This window comes from Aquimarina rubra (assembly GCF_042684305.1).
GTDB lineage: Bacteria > Bacteroidota > Bacteroidia > Flavobacteriales > Flavobacteriaceae > Aquimarina > Aquimarina rubra.
Genome location: NZ_JBHULE010000019.1, coordinates 998,445 through 1,015,918 on the forward strand (window position 1 = coordinate 998,445; position 17,474 = coordinate 1,015,918).

Annotated in this window: 17 protein-coding genes; 15 read left to right on the forward strand and 2 right to left on the reverse strand. The window is 31.0% G+C overall.

Annotated features, from left to right (window positions below):
* Window positions 1–13 precede the first annotated feature (13 nt).
* The 9 genes from ACFSR1_RS12920 (at window position 14) to ACFSR1_RS12960 (ending at window position 11,148) form a co-directional block, all read left to right on the forward strand.
* Window positions 14–1,012, forward strand: a complete 999-nt coding sequence (locus tag ACFSR1_RS12920) for a glycosyltransferase family 2 protein (RefSeq protein WP_378293116.1) — start codon at window positions 14–16, stop codon at window positions 1,010–1,012.
* A 39-nt stretch (window positions 1,013–1,051) separates the two neighbouring features.
* Window positions 1,052–2,362, forward strand: a complete 1,311-nt coding sequence (locus tag ACFSR1_RS12925; RefSeq protein ID WP_378293118.1) for an O-antigen ligase family protein — start codon at window positions 1,052–1,054, stop codon at window positions 2,360–2,362.
* A gap of 462 nt (window positions 2,363–2,824) precedes the next feature.
* Window positions 2,825–3,607, forward strand: coding sequence for an O-antigen ligase family protein (locus ACFSR1_RS12930; RefSeq protein ID WP_378293120.1), 783 nt, complete (start codon window positions 2,825–2,827; stop codon window positions 3,605–3,607).
* Window positions 3,608–3,655: 48 nt separating this feature from the next.
* Window positions 3,656–4,708, forward strand: coding sequence for a glycosyltransferase family 4 protein (locus ACFSR1_RS12935; protein ID WP_378293122.1), 1,053 nt, complete (start codon window positions 3,656–3,658; stop codon window positions 4,706–4,708).
* 113 nt (window positions 4,709–4,821) lie between these two features.
* Complete coding sequence (locus tag ACFSR1_RS12940; RefSeq protein ID WP_378293124.1) at window positions 4,822–5,973, forward strand: glycosyltransferase family 4 protein; 1,152 nt, start codon at window positions 4,822–4,824, stop codon at window positions 5,971–5,973.
* A gap of 5 nt (window positions 5,974–5,978) precedes the next feature.
* Window positions 5,979–7,322 (forward strand): undecaprenyl-phosphate glucose phosphotransferase, encoded by a 1,344-nt coding sequence (locus ACFSR1_RS12945; RefSeq protein WP_378293126.1) that lies wholly within the window; start codon window positions 5,979–5,981, stop codon window positions 7,320–7,322.
* A gap of 179 nt (window positions 7,323–7,501) precedes the next feature.
* The gene (locus ACFSR1_RS12950; protein WP_378293128.1) at window positions 7,502–8,812 is read left to right on the forward strand and encodes a UDP-glucose dehydrogenase family protein; all 1,311 of its coding nucleotides are present in this window, start codon (window positions 7,502–7,504) and stop codon (window positions 8,810–8,812) included.
* Window positions 8,809–9,789 (forward strand): UDP-glucuronic acid decarboxylase family protein, encoded by a 981-nt coding sequence (locus ACFSR1_RS12955; RefSeq protein ID WP_378293130.1) that lies wholly within the window; start codon window positions 8,809–8,811, stop codon window positions 9,787–9,789. The genes ACFSR1_RS12950 and ACFSR1_RS12955 overlap by 4 nt, the downstream gene beginning before the upstream one ends.
* 6 nt (window positions 9,790–9,795) lie before the next feature.
* Entirely contained in the window at window positions 9,796–11,148 is a 1,353-nt protein-coding gene (locus ACFSR1_RS12960; protein WP_378293132.1) for an exopolysaccharide biosynthesis polyprenyl glycosylphosphotransferase, read from the forward strand.
* A gap of 110 nt (window positions 11,149–11,258) precedes the next feature.
* On the opposite strand, the gene ACFSR1_RS12965 is transcribed toward ACFSR1_RS12960, so the two are convergent.
* Window positions 11,259–11,657 (reverse strand): hypothetical protein, encoded by a 399-nt coding sequence (locus ACFSR1_RS12965; protein WP_378293134.1) that lies wholly within the window; start codon window positions 11,655–11,657, stop codon window positions 11,259–11,261.
* Between ACFSR1_RS12965 and ACFSR1_RS12970 the strand changes: the two genes are divergently transcribed.
* On the forward strand, window positions 11,656–12,465 hold the full coding sequence (locus ACFSR1_RS12970; protein WP_378293136.1) for an O-antigen ligase family protein: 810 nt from the start codon (window positions 11,656–11,658) through the stop codon (window positions 12,463–12,465). The genes ACFSR1_RS12965 and ACFSR1_RS12970 overlap by 2 nt on opposite strands.
* A 115-nt stretch (window positions 12,466–12,580) precedes the next feature.
* Entirely contained in the window at window positions 12,581–13,852 is a 1,272-nt protein-coding gene (gene purD, locus ACFSR1_RS12975; RefSeq protein ID WP_378293138.1) for a phosphoribosylamine--glycine ligase, read from the forward strand.
* A 79-nt stretch (window positions 13,853–13,931) separates the two neighbouring features.
* Here purD and ACFSR1_RS12980 read toward each other — a convergent pair whose 3' ends face one another.
* Entirely contained in the window at window positions 13,932–14,162 is a 231-nt protein-coding gene (locus ACFSR1_RS12980; RefSeq protein ID WP_378293139.1) for a DUF6341 family protein, read from the reverse strand.
* A gap of 113 nt (window positions 14,163–14,275) precedes the next feature.
* On the opposite strand from ACFSR1_RS12980, the gene ACFSR1_RS12985 reads away from it, so the two are divergent.
* The 4 genes from ACFSR1_RS12985 to ACFSR1_RS13000 are packed head-to-tail and all read left to right on the forward strand — an operon-like array spanning window position 14,276 to window position 17,466.
* Window positions 14,276–15,196 (forward strand): DUF6427 family protein, encoded by a 921-nt coding sequence (locus ACFSR1_RS12985; RefSeq protein ID WP_378293141.1) that lies wholly within the window; start codon window positions 14,276–14,278, stop codon window positions 15,194–15,196.
* Window positions 15,193–15,837 (forward strand): hypothetical protein, encoded by a 645-nt coding sequence (locus ACFSR1_RS12990; protein ID WP_378293143.1) that lies wholly within the window; start codon window positions 15,193–15,195, stop codon window positions 15,835–15,837. Before ACFSR1_RS12985 ends, ACFSR1_RS12990 begins: the two co-directional genes overlap by 4 nt.
* Before the next feature lie 22 nt (window positions 15,838–15,859).
* Window positions 15,860–16,852, forward strand: a complete 993-nt coding sequence (locus ACFSR1_RS12995) for a DNA adenine methylase (protein WP_378293145.1) — start codon at window positions 15,860–15,862, stop codon at window positions 16,850–16,852.
* Between the two features lie 5 nt (window positions 16,853–16,857).
* Complete coding sequence (locus ACFSR1_RS13000; protein WP_378293147.1) at window positions 16,858–17,466, forward strand: DUF4254 domain-containing protein; 609 nt, start codon at window positions 16,858–16,860, stop codon at window positions 17,464–17,466.
* The last annotated feature ends 8 nt before the right edge of the window (window positions 17,467–17,474 follow it).

The window sequence follows — 17,474 nt, forward strand, 5'->3', positions numbered from 1 at the left end:
AAAATAGTACAGGTTGAAAAATAAAATCTACATAGTCCTACTTAATTATAAAGGTTGGAAGGATACAATAGAGTGTTTGGAAAGTGTTTTTAAACTAGAAAATGTAAACTTTCAGATATTGTTAGTAGATAATTCTCCCACCTTAGAATCCTTACAAAAAATTGAAAATTGGGCGAGTGGCGAGAAGAATTTCGAAATAGAGACGCAGTTTACGGATTTAGTTTACCCCTTAATTAAAAAACCTTTAGAGTATATAGTTGTTTCCGAGGAGCAAATTAAAATTCAGTATTTCGATCATACGCTGGTAGTTATCAAAGCAGTTGAAAATAAAGGGTTTTCAGCTGGAAATAATATTGCTTTAAACTATGCCTTAAACAGAGATGATTTCCAGTTTTGTTGGCTTTTAAATAATGACACGGTTGTCGAGAAAAAATCTTTAATCAATCAACTTGATTACATAAAGGGTAAGGCTGCAAAAACTGGAATTTTAGGAAGTGTTTTGGTAGATTATTTTCAGCCAAATATAATTCAAGCAATAGGCGGAGCTTTAAACACGAAGACATTCTTAACGAATCATGTAGGCGAAGGGCTTAATACTAAAAATTTTGAACAAAAAGTTAAAAATAGATCTATTGATTACGTGGTAGGAGCTTCTATGTTGGTCTCTAGAGAATTCTTAAAGGATGTTGGAATATTGAGCGAAGACTTTTTTTTGTATTTTGAAGAATTAGATTGGGCATACAGAGCAAAATCAAAAAGTTGGGAAGTAGATTGGTGTCCAAATTCATTGGTGTATCATAAGGAAGGTAAAAGTATTGGCAGTTCTAAGAATTATAAAAAAAGAAGCTTTACTGCTGAGATAGAATCTTTTAAAAGTAGAAAGATTTTTTTCGAAAAGTATTTTAGAAATAGAATACATTTCAATTTTTACAGTATCCTTATTATAATGAATAGAGTGCGAAGATTTCAATTTAGATTGATACCTTATTTCATTAGAATATTAATAAGATAATTCGATATTAAAAACTTTTAGAATAGTAATTAGCAGATAATGAAATCAGGTATCACAGCGCTTAGTGTTTTTGCAGGAATTTTGTTCTTTCTTCCTTTTACGAAAGCGCTTACGATTGATATTTTTTTTCCTCTAAAAATATCCGAATTACTACTATTGTTCTTACTTTTTTATATGCTGTATTCTAAAAAAGTAACAAAAGCGGATAAATATTTTGTTATAGAGAACCATTATCTATGGCTGTTTTTAGGTGTCATAATTCTTTCTTTTTTGATTAATTTAGTTTGGAACTACGATTATTCGGAAAAACTTATTCCCTACAGAATAAATAGAATCGGTGATAGCTTTATAAGGCTGGTATATGTAATTTTAAATATATTTTTATTTTTTACTACGTTAAGGTATTTAAATAAAAGACCTGCGGCGCTAAAGTTTTGGATTTATGGTGCAATTGCAGCGGCTTCATATGGGTGGTATCTATTTATATCATCATTTTTAGATATACCGTATATAGCACTTCCTGGTATGGATGAAAATCCACAAGAAGGATTTGGGCTCATAAGAAGTGGAACATTTTTAGAAGGAAACTATTACGGAGTTTTTCTACTAGTTTCTGCATCTATTGCTTTCTATTTGAAACATTACAAAATCGGATTTTTTTTAATCATATCGATTATTACCTCAATGTCTACAGCTGCTATTGTAGGAGCATTTATCTTTCTATGTGTGTTTTATTATAAGAGAATTTTTCGCAAAAAAGTTTTCACCAAGTTTCTGATTTTTTTACCAATTGGAATTTTTCTCAGTATTTTATTTACCAAAACAGAATATTATAGTTTGATGGAACAGAAACTGTTTTCAGATAGTAGTAAATTGAATACAGAAAATTTCTCTAAAGTTGATAGGTTGTTGACTTCGAGAATTGCTTTTAATATTGGAAAAGACAATTTGTTTTTTGGAGTTGGTCCCGCACAATATGCTTTGCATTATGACCATTATAATGATGCTACGTCGACAATAAAAAACATGAGTGATTGGGCAAAACAGTATTTCAAAAGAAAAAATCAGAGACCAATTCCAAATAATGTTTATTTGGAGGTTTGGAGTGAATATGGTTTTTTTGGGCTTCTTTTTTATCTTTTATTTATTCTATCCATATTTGTAAAAACACTTAAAATTAAAGAACCTGCAATTTTAGGAGGTCTTATAGCTTTATTAATCTCATTGAATGCTTTTCCTTCGTTTATAATGCTTTTTATCTGGGTGTATTTAGCGATCCCGGTTTCAATATTTTACAGAAAAGATAGATTACAAAAAATGAATAGGATAGAGATGAAAAAAATTAAATAATAGTATAGAATCTAAATTGACAGAGGATACTTTTTTGAGATTTTTATGAAGATAAAAAAGATAAGCCAATATTTTAAATATGCTCCAGCATTATTGCCGCTGTATTCATTGAGTATGGTTAGTATTTCAATAATCTTTTTTATAGTTGGATCAATATGGTATTATGATTTTAAAGACATAAAAAAAACTAAGCTAAAGGATTTGTTTATAAAATTGTTTCCCTTTTGCTTTCTTTTTATTTTTTATGTTATTTCCCTTATTTGGACAGAGGATTTGGATCGAGGTTATAGGTATATAGAACATACATTGTCTTTTATTGTTTTCCCAATCGTTATATTCATTTTTAAACCATTCAAAAACAAAGAACAAATCCTTCTTTTTATCAGGATTTTTATTGTTTCGACATTTGTTTTTTGTGTCTTAACATTATGCAATGTTTTTTGGGGTTGGGATGGTCAAAATTTGACAGCAAGGGATCGTATTGAAAAAACGTTTCTAATAGGCGAACATCCAATATATTTTTCGCTACTTCAGGCAATTGGTATAGTGTTGCTTCTTTTCTACCCTTTTAAAAAAAGAGTGATATCATTTCTTTTTGCATTTATTTTTGTGTGTGGGATAATAGTGGGAGCAACAAGAGGAGTATTTGTTGTGTTAATAATTTCTATAATAGTAGGGTTATTTTTTATAGTAAAAAGCAAGAAAAAAATAATTCTGATCATTACTGCTTTATTACTATCATCCACCATTGCTGTAATGGTATCTCCATTAAAAGAGCGAATGGAAGAATTTATAAATACAGCATATTTTTATCCAGAAGGAATTCAGTATAATTCTTTTAATATGAGGATGGCGATTTATAAATGTTCTTTTTCTATTATCAAAGAAGCGCCACTTGTAGGGTATGGTCCTGGAGATATACAGAATGAATTAAATAATTGTTATAAAATATTTCCTACAAAAGCTTTCACTTATCAGGACTATAACACTCATAATCAATATTTACATTATTTAAGTGCTTTTGGTATTATAGGAACCCTTATTGTTTTATTTTTCTTTGTTTATTATTTGAAAATAGCCTGGATTCATAAAAATTGGGGCTATTTTACTTTTTTAGTATTACTATACCTTTCTTTTTTGACGGAAAATATTTTGGTAAGAAATACTGGCATTGTAGTTTTTGTAATGTTTAATTGTATTTTTGCTTATCAATCACAATTAGTTTTGGATAAAAAGAAAAACTAGTTTTTATTCTTTACCTACACTGAAAAATTAAGGTTGATTATTAAAAAAATGACACAAAAAGTAGTTGTTAATTGTAGGTTTTTAACGCAGCCTGTTTCTGGAGTTCAACGTTTTGCTATTGAAATATGTAAGGAACTTAAGAAAGCAAATCTTGATATCATTTTTGTAGCCCCAAAAAATATTATCCATAAATCTTTAGCTAAACAATTAGATGTGGTAGAGATTGGATACTTCAAAGGGCATTTATGGGAACAGATGGAACTTAAACTTTTTGTTGCTAAAGAAAAGGCTTTACTCATATGTCTTTGTAACACAGCACCGTTATTTTTAAAAAATCAGATAATAACAATTCACGATCTTTGTTTTTTAAATTATCCGCAGTGGTTTTCTTTTTACTTTAGAAAAGCGTATTCTTTTTTAATTCCCAGAATTGCAAAAAAAGCTATGCATATATTAACAGTGAGTGAAACTTCTAAGAAAGAAATTATTGATATTATTGGAATTGATGAAAACAAAATATCAGTAATTTATAATGCGGTGACTCCAATATTTAAAAGTTTTGAAACAAAAAAACAAAAAAATCTAAGTATAGAGGGTAAATATATTCTAAGTGTTTCTTCACACCATCCACGTAAAAATTTTGAGAGACTAGTTTTCGCTTTTTTGGATTTAGGTATAACAGATCTGAAATTAGTGATAGTCGGTAATTTCCATAAACACTTTAAAAATGAAAACATCAAATTTTCTGATCGTGTGATATTTAAGGAAAATGTTGATGATAGAGAGTTGATGGCCTTATATAAAAATGCCGAATTGTTTGTATATCCTAGTTTATATGAAGGTTTTGGTATCCCTATTATAGAGGCTATGAGTTTAGGAACACAGGTTTGTATTTCTGATATACCAGTTTTTCGAGAAATTTGTGGAGGATATGCCGTATACTTTGATCCTAGTTCTGTCAATGAAATAAAGGAAAGTATAAAGTTGGCCCTTAAAAAACCCAAAGAAGATCACACGAACTTTTTAAAAAAATTTGATTGGCAGAAAAGCGCGGTGATTGTCGAAAATAAATTAACTGAATTAAGAAACAGAAATACGTAAGAGAAGTAATACCAGAAGATTTTTTTGTTACAGCTACTCTTTTTGTTGTTTGATAAACCATTTATGTTTGAATTTAGCTCTATATTTAACGCCCCCTGATTTATTAAGTAAAAATGAAAAAAGCCCTAATACACGATTGGTATACACAATACAGAGGAGGCGAAAGGTGTGTAGAAAGCTTCACCAATATTTGGAGTGATTTTGATCACTATACTTTGGTGAACACCTTGAATGACGAAGAGTGTAAAAAAATATTTAAGGGCAGTAGCGCAAAAACTTCTTTTATCGAAAAATTACCTTTTGGTAAAAAAAAATATCGTTTGTATTTACCTTTTTTTCCTTTGGCTGTAGAACAGTTTGATCTTAGAGATTATGAGTTGGTCTTATCTTCTTCTTCTTGTGTCGCAAAAGGAGTGCTGACCCGCCAAGATCAATTGCATATTACCTATATGCATTCTCCGGTTCGATATGCTTGGGATTTATATCATCAATATTTAGAAGAAAGCGGTTTCAAAAAAGGAATTAAGGGATTGATTGCTAAATATTTTCTTCACCGACTAAGAGTTTGGGATGTAGTTACTGCTAACAGACCTGATTACTATATAGCGAATTCTAAATATGTGGCAGGACGGATAAAGAAAATTTACAACAAAGAAGCTCAGGTAATTTATCCGCCTGTAGACACCAGTGCTTTTGAAATTTCAGAAGAAACATCAGATTATTACGTTACTTGTTCTTCAATGGTACCATATAAGAAAATCGATTTAATTGTAGAGGCGTTCACGAAGATTAAAGCTAAACTAATTGTAATTGGTGATGGACCGGATTATAAAAAGATCAAAAAACTTTGTTCAGATAATATTAAGTTAAAAGGATATCTGGACACCAAAGAAAAGAGTGAAATTCTAAAAAAAGCTAAAGCATTTGTCTTTGCTGCCGAAGAAGATTTTGGGATTGCCCCTTTAGAGGCTCAAGCTTGCGGAGTACCTGTAATCGCTTTTGCAAAAGGAGGAGTCTTAGAAACCATTAAAGGAATTTTTGTTTCAGAAGGTAGGGTAACTGACAATACTGGTGTTTTTTATAATAAACAAACTATAGAATCGCTTTTAGAAGCAATACAATTTTTTGAAGAAAACGAAAGGTATTTTAACAAAGGATTGATTAGAAAACACGCAGAAACTTTTAGTCGAGAGCGGTTTGAAGAAGAAATTAAAGAAACAGTACAGCGATTATATTCTCAATGGAAAAGAGAAAGTAATTCATAAGAAATATGCATACAGGAAGACATTCTAAATATATAAGACCCTTATTATACATCATAGATTTGTTAATAGTCTCCTCTATATCATATGTTTTTCTTTCAAAACATATCATAGATATTGGTGTTATTGTATCATTTTGGATGATACTTTCTGTGCTGGTTTCCGTCTATGCAGTATACCGTTTCACAAATCTTGTTAAGATTCTCTCTCTTTTTTTTACACAGACAATTTTATTAGTGTTATTAGTATTTACTTATTATTATATTATTGAAAAGTTTATTCCAACCAAAAATATCATTCTGTTTTTTATCACCTTACTTTTGGTGATTAATGTTTGGAGAATCTTATTATTCGAAATATTCAAAAAATATAGGATTATTACAGGAAGCAACAATAAATACGTTGTAATCATTGGTGTAAATAAATCAACAATAAAGTTGGAACAATTTTTCAAACATTCCCCAGAGTATGGATATAGGTTTGAAGGGTTTTTTAGTGATAAAGAAATATCGAATAAAAAAGGTACCATAGAAGAAAGTTTCAACTTTATAATAGAAAATAATATAAATGAGGTTTATTGTTCAATAAAAGAATTGAGCAATGATCAAATTAAGAAGTTTATTGACTTTTGTGAAATTAATATGAAGATTTTAAAATTTATTGCAGACGACAAGGAGTTGTTTTCTAAAAATCTTCAGTTGGATTATTATGATCTGTCACCTGTTATTTCATTACGTAAAATTCCACTGGACGATCCACTTAAAGGATGGATCAAAAGAATTTTTGATATTGTTTTTTCACTCGTTGTTATTTGCTTGGTACTTTCATGGATAACACCAATTTTGGCGTTATTAATAAAGTTAGAAAGCAAAGGGCCGGTTTTTTTTAGACAATACAGGTATGGTGCTGATTTCAATAAGTTTTTATGCTACAAATTTCGTTCGATGAATCCAAATAAAGAATCGGATCGAGTTCAGGCTTCTAAAAATGACGCAAGGACAACTAAAGTAGGTAGGTTTATCAGAAGGACCAGTATTGATGAGCTACCTCAATTCTTTAACGTTCTATTTGGTGAAATGTCTGTTGTGGGTCCAAGACCGCTTTTGATGAGTCATACAGATGATTATAAAGATAAAATCAACAGATTTATGATGAGACATAACGTTAAACCAGGAATAACGGGTCTAGCTCAGGTAAGTGGTCATAGGGGAAATATTGAAAAGGATTCTGATATGCAAAATAGGGTTAGATATGATGTGTTTTATGTAGAAAATTGGTCTTTAATATTAGACATTAAGATAATAATTAAAACAATTTTTAATATATCTCAGGGAGAAGAGAAGGCATACTAACAATCATTAGACACTCTTTAATCGTATTATTTTCTTCAAAAAGCTTGATAAATCATAAGAAAAGCCGATTTTTGGTTTTTGATTTTATCTATAAATGAAATAAGCCAAAAATTCTCGGTTAATACCATCCGAAATGATTATTGGTAAACTCCTTTGACCGATAAAAAACAATTAAGTACATGAAAATATCAGTAATAGGCACGGGTTATGTTGGTTTAGTTACGGGCACTTGTTTAGCAGAGACGGGTAATGAGGTAATTTGTGTTGATATTGATGAACAAAAGGTTCAGAAAATGCGAGGAGGGGAGGTTCCAATCTATGAACCACATCTGGATGCACTATTTGAGAGAAATATCAAGGCAAGTAGGTTACAATTTACGACTTCACTTAAAGAAGGTGTAGATCATGGAGATATTATCTTTTTAGCCTTACCGACTCCGGAAGACGAGGATGGATCGGCGGATCTTTCTTATGTTTTAGGAGTCTCAGACGAAATAGGTAAGATTATTACGGATTACAAAGTTATTGTTGATAAAAGCACAGTTCCTGTAGGGACTGCAGAAAAAGTTAAGGCAGCTATATCGGTGCATGCAAAATGTGATTTTGATGTGGTATCCAATCCGGAGTTTTTAAGAGAAGGTTTTGCAGTAGATGATTTCTTAAAACCGGAACGTATAGTTGTTGGGTCTTCTTCAGAGAGAGCTACTGGACTTATGGAGAAACTATATAAACCCTACGTTAGGTCTGGTAATCCAATTATTATCATGGATGAAAAATCTGCAGAATTGACTAAGTATGCAGCAAATTCATTTTTAGCTACCAAGATCACTTTTATGAATGAAATCGCTAATTATTGCGAAAAGGTTGGTGCAGATGTGGATAAGGTACGAATAGGTATGGGAACGGACTCCAGAATAGGGAAGCGGTTTTTATTTCCAGGCATTGGTTATGGTGGTTCTTGTTTTCCAAAGGATGTAAAGGCTTTACATAAATCAGGAAAAGAAGATAACTATGATTTTAAGATTTTGAAATCAGTCATTGAAGTAAACCAAGCTCAAAAAGTAGCGTTAATTCCAAAGATTACAGCCTATTTTGAGAATAATCTTAAGGGCAAGACTTTTGGGATTTGGGGACTTGCATTTAAGCCGGAGACGGATGATATTAGAGAGGCTCCGGCTTTGGATATTATTGATAGTTTGTTAAGTAAAGGAGCTAAGATTATAGCATTCGATCCCGAAGCGATGGATAATGTAGAAAAGAAATACGGGAATAAAATTAGGTTTTCAGAATCGATGTATGATGTTTTGGAAGGTGCAGATGCATTAGTTATATGCACAGAATGGAGTATTTTTAGAACACCGGATTTTGAAAGAATAAAAAACGATCTTATAAATCCTGTTATTTTTGATGGAAGAAATTTATACGATCTTAAGGATATAGAAAATGAAAGAATTACTTATTTTTCTATAGGTAGAAAGGATATAAAATGAAAAAAATTCTTATAACAGGAGCAGCAGGTTTTTTAGGGTCACATCTTTGTGATCGTTTTGTTAATGAAGGATGTCACGTTATCGGTATGGATAATCTTATAACCGGAGATTTGAAAAATATTGAGCATTTGTTTAAATTGAAAAATTTTGAATTCTACAATCACGATGTCTCAAAATTTGTATATGTTCCTGGTAATTTAGATTATATATTACATTTTGCTTCTCCTGCAAGTCCAATAGATTATCTTAAAATTCCTATTCAAACCTTAAAGGTGGGATCCTTAGGGACCCATAATCTTTTGGGGTTGGCAAAAGAAAAAAACGCAAGAATATTAATTGCTTCTACTAGTGAAGTATACGGAGATCCTTTGGTTCATCCACAAACAGAAGATTACTACGGTAATGTTAATACGATTGGACCTCGTGGAGTTTATGATGAGGCAAAACGGTTTCAGGAATCAATAACGATGGCTTATCACACCTATCACAAAGTGGAAACCAGAATTGTTCGTATTTTTAATACCTATGGTCCAAGAATGCGATTGAATGATGGAAGAGTAGTTCCGGCTTTTATAGGCCAGGCATTAAGAGGAGAGGATCTTACAGTTTTTGGAGATGGCTCGCAGACACGTTCTTTTTGCTATGTAGATGACTTAGTTGAAGGAATCTATAGATTGTTATTTAGTGATTATGTGTATCCTGTAAATATCGGTAACCCTAATGAAATCACCATTAGAGATTTTGCAGAAGAGATTATTAAATTAACGGGGACTGATCAAAAAATAATCTACAAACCACTTCCGGTTAATGATCCATTACAAAGACAGCCTGATATCACTAGAGCGAAGAAGATCTTAAAATGGGAGCCTAAAACGGAAAGATCGGAAGGTATGAAAAGAACTTTAGAGTATTTTAAAAACCTATCTGAAGAGGAATTGTATAAAAGCGAACACAAAGATTTTTCATCTTATTCTTAACATAGAATGCATCATAAAAGAGGAGGATATTCATATTTAATTAGACCAATACTTATTGTAATTGATCTTATCATTTTATTAACTTCTTCTTTTTACTTTCTAAATAATATCGCCAATAACCAATTGTATGTGTTTTTGGCGTTTATATGGTATGTATCAGCATATTTGCTAAATTTTTATGAGGTATATAGATTTACGAAAGTAATCACTATTATCTCTCTTTTATTAAAGCAAGGATTGCTTATTTTAATACTTTTATTTGCTTATTTCGGAGTACTTAAAATAAACTTCTTTTCCATAAAAGATGCCTTTTCTTTTATTTCGGTTGCGATTCTTTTAACTGGCGTTTTAAAAGTCATTACCTATTATGCGCTTAGAAGATATCGTTCGTACTTAGGGGGAAACAATAGAAAAGTAATTATAATTGGAAATAATAAAAGCTCACAGCAGCTTAAAACCTTTTTTGAAAAAAGAAAAGACCTGGGATATAAGGTGTTAAAAGTATTTTCTGATGACCTTTCTGATAAAATAGAAGATAGTTTTGAGTTTTTAGAGAAAGAGAATGTTGATGAAATTTATTGTTCTATAGATGAAATCTCTGATGAAATAGTAAATGAATATGTAAAATACGCAGATAGGAATTATAGTGTACTTAAATTTGTTCCTAATACACAAAGGATTTTTTCAAAGAGACTCAAAACGGATTATTATGAGTACTTACCGGTGTTGTCAATGCCCGAAGTATCGCTAAATAGTGCTACCAATAGAGCAATTAAAAGAGGTTTTGACATTGTTTTTTCCTTGTTTGTTATCGTCTTAGTACTTTCTTGGTTAATCCCTTTGTTATATATTTTGATAAAACTAGAATCTAAAGGACCTTTAATTTATAGTCACAGGCGAAATGGAATCAATTATAAAGAGTTTGTCTGTTATAAATTTAGATCAATGAGAGATGAAGATTTTTCGGATCTGGTGCAGGTTAAAAAAGAAGACCACCGTGTAACTAAAATTGGTCGTTTTATCAGAAGAACTAGTATAGATGAGTTACCTCAATTTTTTAATGTGTTTTTTGGTGATATGTCCGTAGTAGGTCCAAGACCACATATGATCTCATATACAAAGGATTATGGAAAAAGAATAGATAAGTATAACTTTGTGTTTCGACACTCGGTAAAGCCGGGGATAACAGGAATGGCTCAGGTAAAAGGGTATAGAGGAGAAGTAGAAAATGATGAAGATATTGTAAATCGAATTAAATATGATATTTTTTATATAGAAAACTGGTCTTTACTGTTGGATTTAAAAATTATACTTGATACAATAATTAATTTAATAAAAGGACAGGAAAAAGCGTATTAATGATCAAGTCCTACTTCCCACCCGGTGAGATTGAATAAAAAAATATATGAGCTTTCAGAAATGTTTTATAAACATGACGATCCGGTGCTTACCATTTTCTGGAATAGCCTCTATATAGCTTTTCTACTATTGCCATTAGGTATTAATCTTCCAACTCCATTTTTTATTGTTTCTATTGTTCTAGGTTTAATAAATATTATTAAATCAGGCAAAAAGTTCGATATGGACAATAAAATAGTTCTATTGTTTCCATTGTACTTTATAATAATGTCAATTAGTTTATTATATACCGACAACATTTTTGATGGATTAAACCTCATACAACGATCCCTTTCCTTATTATTATTTCCTTTAATTTTTCTTTTTGTAAAAGAAGACGCATCCACGGTGAGGAAATTATTTGATTTCTTACTAATGGGGTTAATAATCTCATTTTTTATAAACTTTTCAATAGCTATATATAACTCAGCATCAATAATTAAAGGAGGATTTCCATTTGAGATTTCCATGGACGATCTAGCGGTTTTTATAAATACACTAGCAAATGGCTGGAACTACTTTGTAGGAGACGAATTCTCTAAACTAATCAACCCCAGCTATCTTTCACTTTATATTCTTTTAGTACTAAGTTATTATCTAAAAAAAAGATTAGACACATCACTGAGAACTTTTGTAGTTGTTATTCTATTTCTATATCTGTTTCTACTTGCTTCTATAGCGGCGTACGTGATATTAATGATAATGTCATTACTATTAATTTTTAATATAAAAGATAAAAATAGAAAACACACAATGTTTATTATGTTTTTTTTAGGACTTATAGTTTTTCTAAATAACCCACGTGTTTTTGATTTTTATTCTAAAGTTAAAGAGTTTGGAAGCACTGTCGAGCATGCTAATTCTACATCAGAAAAAGCAAGATTATTGTCTTGGAGTGCTAGTTTGGAATTAATTGAAGAAGCACCATTATTAGGATATGGAATTGGAGATGCTAATGAGGTTTTGATCGAAAAATATAAGGAGTTAGGATATACCTATAATTTAGAAAACAAATATAATGCACATAATCAATTCCTTCAAACATTCCTTCAAACAGGAGTTCTTGGATTTGGTACTCTGATCAGTATTTTTGTTTTATTGGCGATACGTATGAGGAGAAGTCGAAATGAATTTTCAGTTTTTCTTATTCTGTTCATTTCACTTGTATTCGAATCGATGCTGGTAAGATTTAACGGGATCGTGTTTTTCTCCATAGTTATCCCGTTATTACTTAAAAAGAGGAGTATTTTGAGTGGTAGAATTATTCGTAATGTTTAAATATCACAGGAGAGATATCAAAATAAACAAAATAGACATCAAAATTATTAGTAAGAAAAGAGGTAAAGAATTATTTTTGAATGCTTAAAAATTAGCCATTAAACAACCACCAAAGATGAATATTTTAATACTAGGATCAGGAGGAAGAGAGCACACTTTTACTTACAAAATTGCTCAAAGTAGTTTATGCAATAAATTATTTGTTGCCCCTGGTAATGCGGGAACAGCAGAGATTGCCACTAATGTAATGTTATCTGTAACAGATTTCGAAGCAATAAAAGAGCTGGTATTAAAAGAAAAAATAGAAATGGTTGTAGTGGGACCAGAGGATCCGTTAGTGCAGGGAATCGCTGATTTCTTTGCAGAAGATGATGATCTAAAGAAGACTTCGGTTATTGGACCATCACAAGAAGGAGCAAGATTAGAAGGAAGCAAAGAATATGCAAAAGAATTCTTATTTAGACACAATATACCCACTGCTGCATACCAAAGCTTTACTGCAAATACAGTTAATGAAGGAAAGCAATTTCTAGAAACATTAAATCCTCCATACGTGTTAAAAGCGGATGGGTTAGCTGCCGGTAAAGGAGTTCTTATTCTTCAGGATATTGAAGAGGCCAAAATAGAGCTCGAAAACATGTTGACAAATAAAAAATTTGGAGAGGCAAGCGAAAAAGTGGTTATTGAAGAGTTTCTGGATGGAATCGAGTTGAGCGTATTTGTATTAACTGATGGTAAAAATTATATAACATTGCCTACTGCTAAGGATTACAAGCGTATAGGAGAAGGCGATAAAGGTCTTAATACGGGAGGAATGGGTGCGATTTCGCCGGTTCCTTTTGCAGATGATGCTTTTATGAATAAGATCGAGGAACAAATAATTAAACCCACAGTTCAGGGTCTAGCAAAAGAAGGCATAGATTATAAAGGGTTTATATTTATTGGATTGATCAAGGTTGGAGATGATCCAAAGGTGATAGAATATAATGTACGAATGGGAGACCCCGAAACAGAAGCCGTTTTACCAAGAGTAAAAACTGATTTGGTGTCACTATTTAAACATGTATCCAATCAAACCTTAGATCAAATCGATATTGAAATTGACCCAAGAACCGCTACTACGGTAATGACAGTTTCTGGAGGATATCCCGAAGCGTATGAAAAAGGAAAGGAAATTACAGGAATTGATCAAATTTCAGACTCCATAGTTTTTCACGCAGGAACCAAGTTGGAGAAAAACAAAATAGTTACTAATGGTGGGCGAGTTATTGCAGTTACATCATTTGATGATGATTTCAGAAAGGCATTAGAAAAATCTTATCATAATATAGAGAAATTACATTTTGATAAAATGTACTACCGAAAAGATCTTGGATTTGATTTATAATAAAATAAAATTACTGGAAACTTAAAAAGCTCATTGTATAGTACAATGAGCTTTTTTTATAGAAAATAATTCTAATAATTTAATCTAAAAAAGAATGCGCTTTTGGATCTCTATCCTCTTCGTTATTGTCATTAAATTTTTTCAATTCCTTCATCCAATAGAAAAAAGCTACAAAACCGATAAGCATAAACAACCAGTTAACGACATTAGCAGCTGTCCAATTTTCTAATTCTAAAGCCCTAAGACTATCTAACGGAGCAAAAAGAACGTCAACAAATAGAGATGCGATAGCTTCAAAAAAATCTTTCATAATATGATTTTCATTTTCTTTATAAAAAACTAACTAAAAACTTTTTATAAATAAGTTATATTATATTTGAAAACAATAATATATTGTTTGACGCAAAAATATAAAAAATACTAGTGTTATCAAGCTTTTTTAGTAAATCAAAACCGATTAATTTTATAATCATTGCGTTATATATGTTTGTGCTATACAATATAGCATATTATAAAAGAGGTTTTAGTCTTGATTATAGTGTTGTTCTTTTGTTCATTGGTGGGTTAGTAGCATACATTTTGGCAATGCTCATCGTAAACTTAATAACCCAAAAGAATGATTTAACTCAGAAAAGCACCAATACGATACTTTTATTTGCTTTCCTAACTGCTATCATACCCAATGCACTTACCTCACCAAATATTTTATTTTCAAATCTGCTGGTTATTTTAGGAATAAGAAGTGTGTTAAGTTTAAGAAATGGAAAGTATATAAAATCTAACATTCTGGACGCTACTCTGTGCATTGGATTGGCTTCTTTGGCCTATTTTTGGAGTATAAGTTTTATCATTATTGTGTTTTTAGGGATTTTATATTTTGAACCTAAAAATTATAGGAACTGGATTATTCCTATTATTGGATTGTTGGCAGTATATGTGTTAACCAACTGCTTCACTTTATTATTTTATGATTCATTTTTTGCGATTACAGCCTATGTAAAACCAATATCATTTTCTTTTGAAGGGTATTTTTATAATGGAGGCGTTTTTTTGGTAGGAGTTCTAACGATCTGCATTTTATTTTTCTTGACCATATACTTGCTAAAATTTAACAGAAAACCTACCAAATCAAAGCCCGTTTTGCGACTAATTATTTCGCAGTTGTTGATAGCAATTGCTATCATCTTGATAGCTCCAGAGAAAAATACCTCAGAAATGATTTTTATAGCAAGTCCTTTAGCAATTATTGGAACTACTTATGTAGAAATGGAACATGGTAAATTCATACAAGAAATTAATCTTTGGGTGTTTCTGCTACTTCCATTTATGACTTTACTATTTTGATCACACCCTATTTAGCCACCATAGAATCAGAACTTCAAAATAGATTATCATATAAGTACTTATGGTTCAGAAAACAAAATGATGTATGGGATAGCTATAGTAATTTCATATATACAACAGTACAATGGAAAGATCTGATTCCCAAAATTTCTGAATCCATTACAGAGTTCAAAATTGATAAAAATGAGTTCTTTTATTATGCAATTAACAGATGGTATAACTATTGGAGTTCTTTAGCAATAGAGTTAATTTTTACGGATTTGGATGGAGTCATTCCCGCTAAAAACAAAAAGAATAGGTTGGTAGACTTCTCTATATTTGGAGAAAATTTCGATCATAAAACCAGTGTTTTTCCCAAAGGATTTAAAAAATCATTGGTGTATGCCCAGAAAAATCCTAAAGAACTTATATTTTGGTTGTATAATAATCAAAGTCAACAACAAAGAAAACATCTGGAAAATAGGATGTTTATAATCGTTCATGCAAATGATGGTGAACATTGGAAATTAAAAGCACAAATTTCTTGGCTAAAAGATGTAATCTCGGCATATGTTGCTACATTTGACGATTCAAAATTATTTAGATTACAATTACAACCATATAAAATTACCAAGGCAGGTTTGATATGGGCTGTAAAATAAATGTATATCTGTTGTATAGAAAATGAACTATATAGGATCAAAATATAAACTTTCTGATTTCATTAAAACTTCTGTAAATGCTACGGTTGGGAGTTCATTAAAGAACAAAGTATTTTGCGACCTTTTTGCAGGAACCGGTATTGTTGGCAGAAGCTTTAAAACCTCGGTAAAAAAGGTGATAGCTAATGACTTAGAATATTATAGCTATGTGTTAAATAGGAATTATATAGGGAACTATAAATCCATTGAAATTTCAGATTATATTGCAGAATTAAATCTACTTGAAGGAAAAACAGGTTTTGTCTACAAAAATTATTGTTTAGGTGGTTCTGAACGTCAGTATTTCAGTAATGAAAATGGTCGTAAGATTGATGCTGCAAGAATGAAGATAGAAAAATGGAAGGCATCTGAAGAGATTAATGAAGATATCTATTATTTTTTACTGGCTTCATTATTAGAAAGTGCAGATAAAGTGGCAAATACAGCTTCAGTGTATGGCGCTTATCTTAAAAAATTAAAAAAAACGGCACAAAAGGAATTAAAAATTGTTCCCGCTAATTTTGAAACTACAACCAACAAACACAAAGTTTATAACAGAGATAGTAATGCTCTGATAAAAGAGATACAAGGAGACATTTTATATCTTGATCCTCCGTATAATGCTAGGCAATATGGAGCTAATTATCATATGCTAAATACTATTGCAAAATATGATACCTTTGTACCTGCCGGAAAAACAGGTTTACGACCTTATAAAAGATCGAATTATTGTAAAAAAGGAGAAGTGATATCGGTTTTTGAAGAATTAATCAAGAACGCGAAATTTAACTACATTTTTCTTAGCTACAATAATGAAGGATTAATGGCAGAAGAAGAAATAAGAAAAGTCATGAAGCGTTATGGAAAATATGATTTGGCTACTACTGCATACCAAAGGTTTAAAGCAGATAAAACCGAAAACCGAAACCATAAAGCTACTACAACAACAGAATATTTACACATCTTAGAAAAATAGAAGAAATGTTTACAGATAAAGCAAACAAAATTTTTAAAGAAGTAATAGACATGTATCATGTGATTGATCGCGTAGATCAGGAATTTTCTAATCCATATGATAGTAAATCACAGCAGATAGAGCATTTATTATACCGTAAGTGCTGGATTGATACCGTACAATGGCATTATGAAGATATTATTCGTGATCCCGAAATTGATCCGGTAGCAGCCTTAAAACTAAAAAGACAAATTGATGCATCCAATCAGGATCGTACAGATATGGTGGAGTATATAGATAGTTACTTTTTAGAAACGTACAAGGATGTTATTCCTAAAGAAGATGCAACAATAAATACAGAAAGTCCAGCTTGGGGAGTAGATAGATTATCAATATTAGCGCTGAAAGTGTATCATATGCACGAAGAAACAGTTAGAGAAGGTGCATCAGACACTCATAAAGCTGCTTGCCAAAAGAAATACAATGTATTGCTGGAGCAACAAGTGGATCTTTCTACTGCGATAGATACGCTATTAAAAGATATTGAGAATGGTGATAAATACATGAAAGTCTATAAGCAGATGAAGATGTATAACGATGATGAATTAAATCCGGTTTTACGAGGAGAGAAATAGAAAAATAT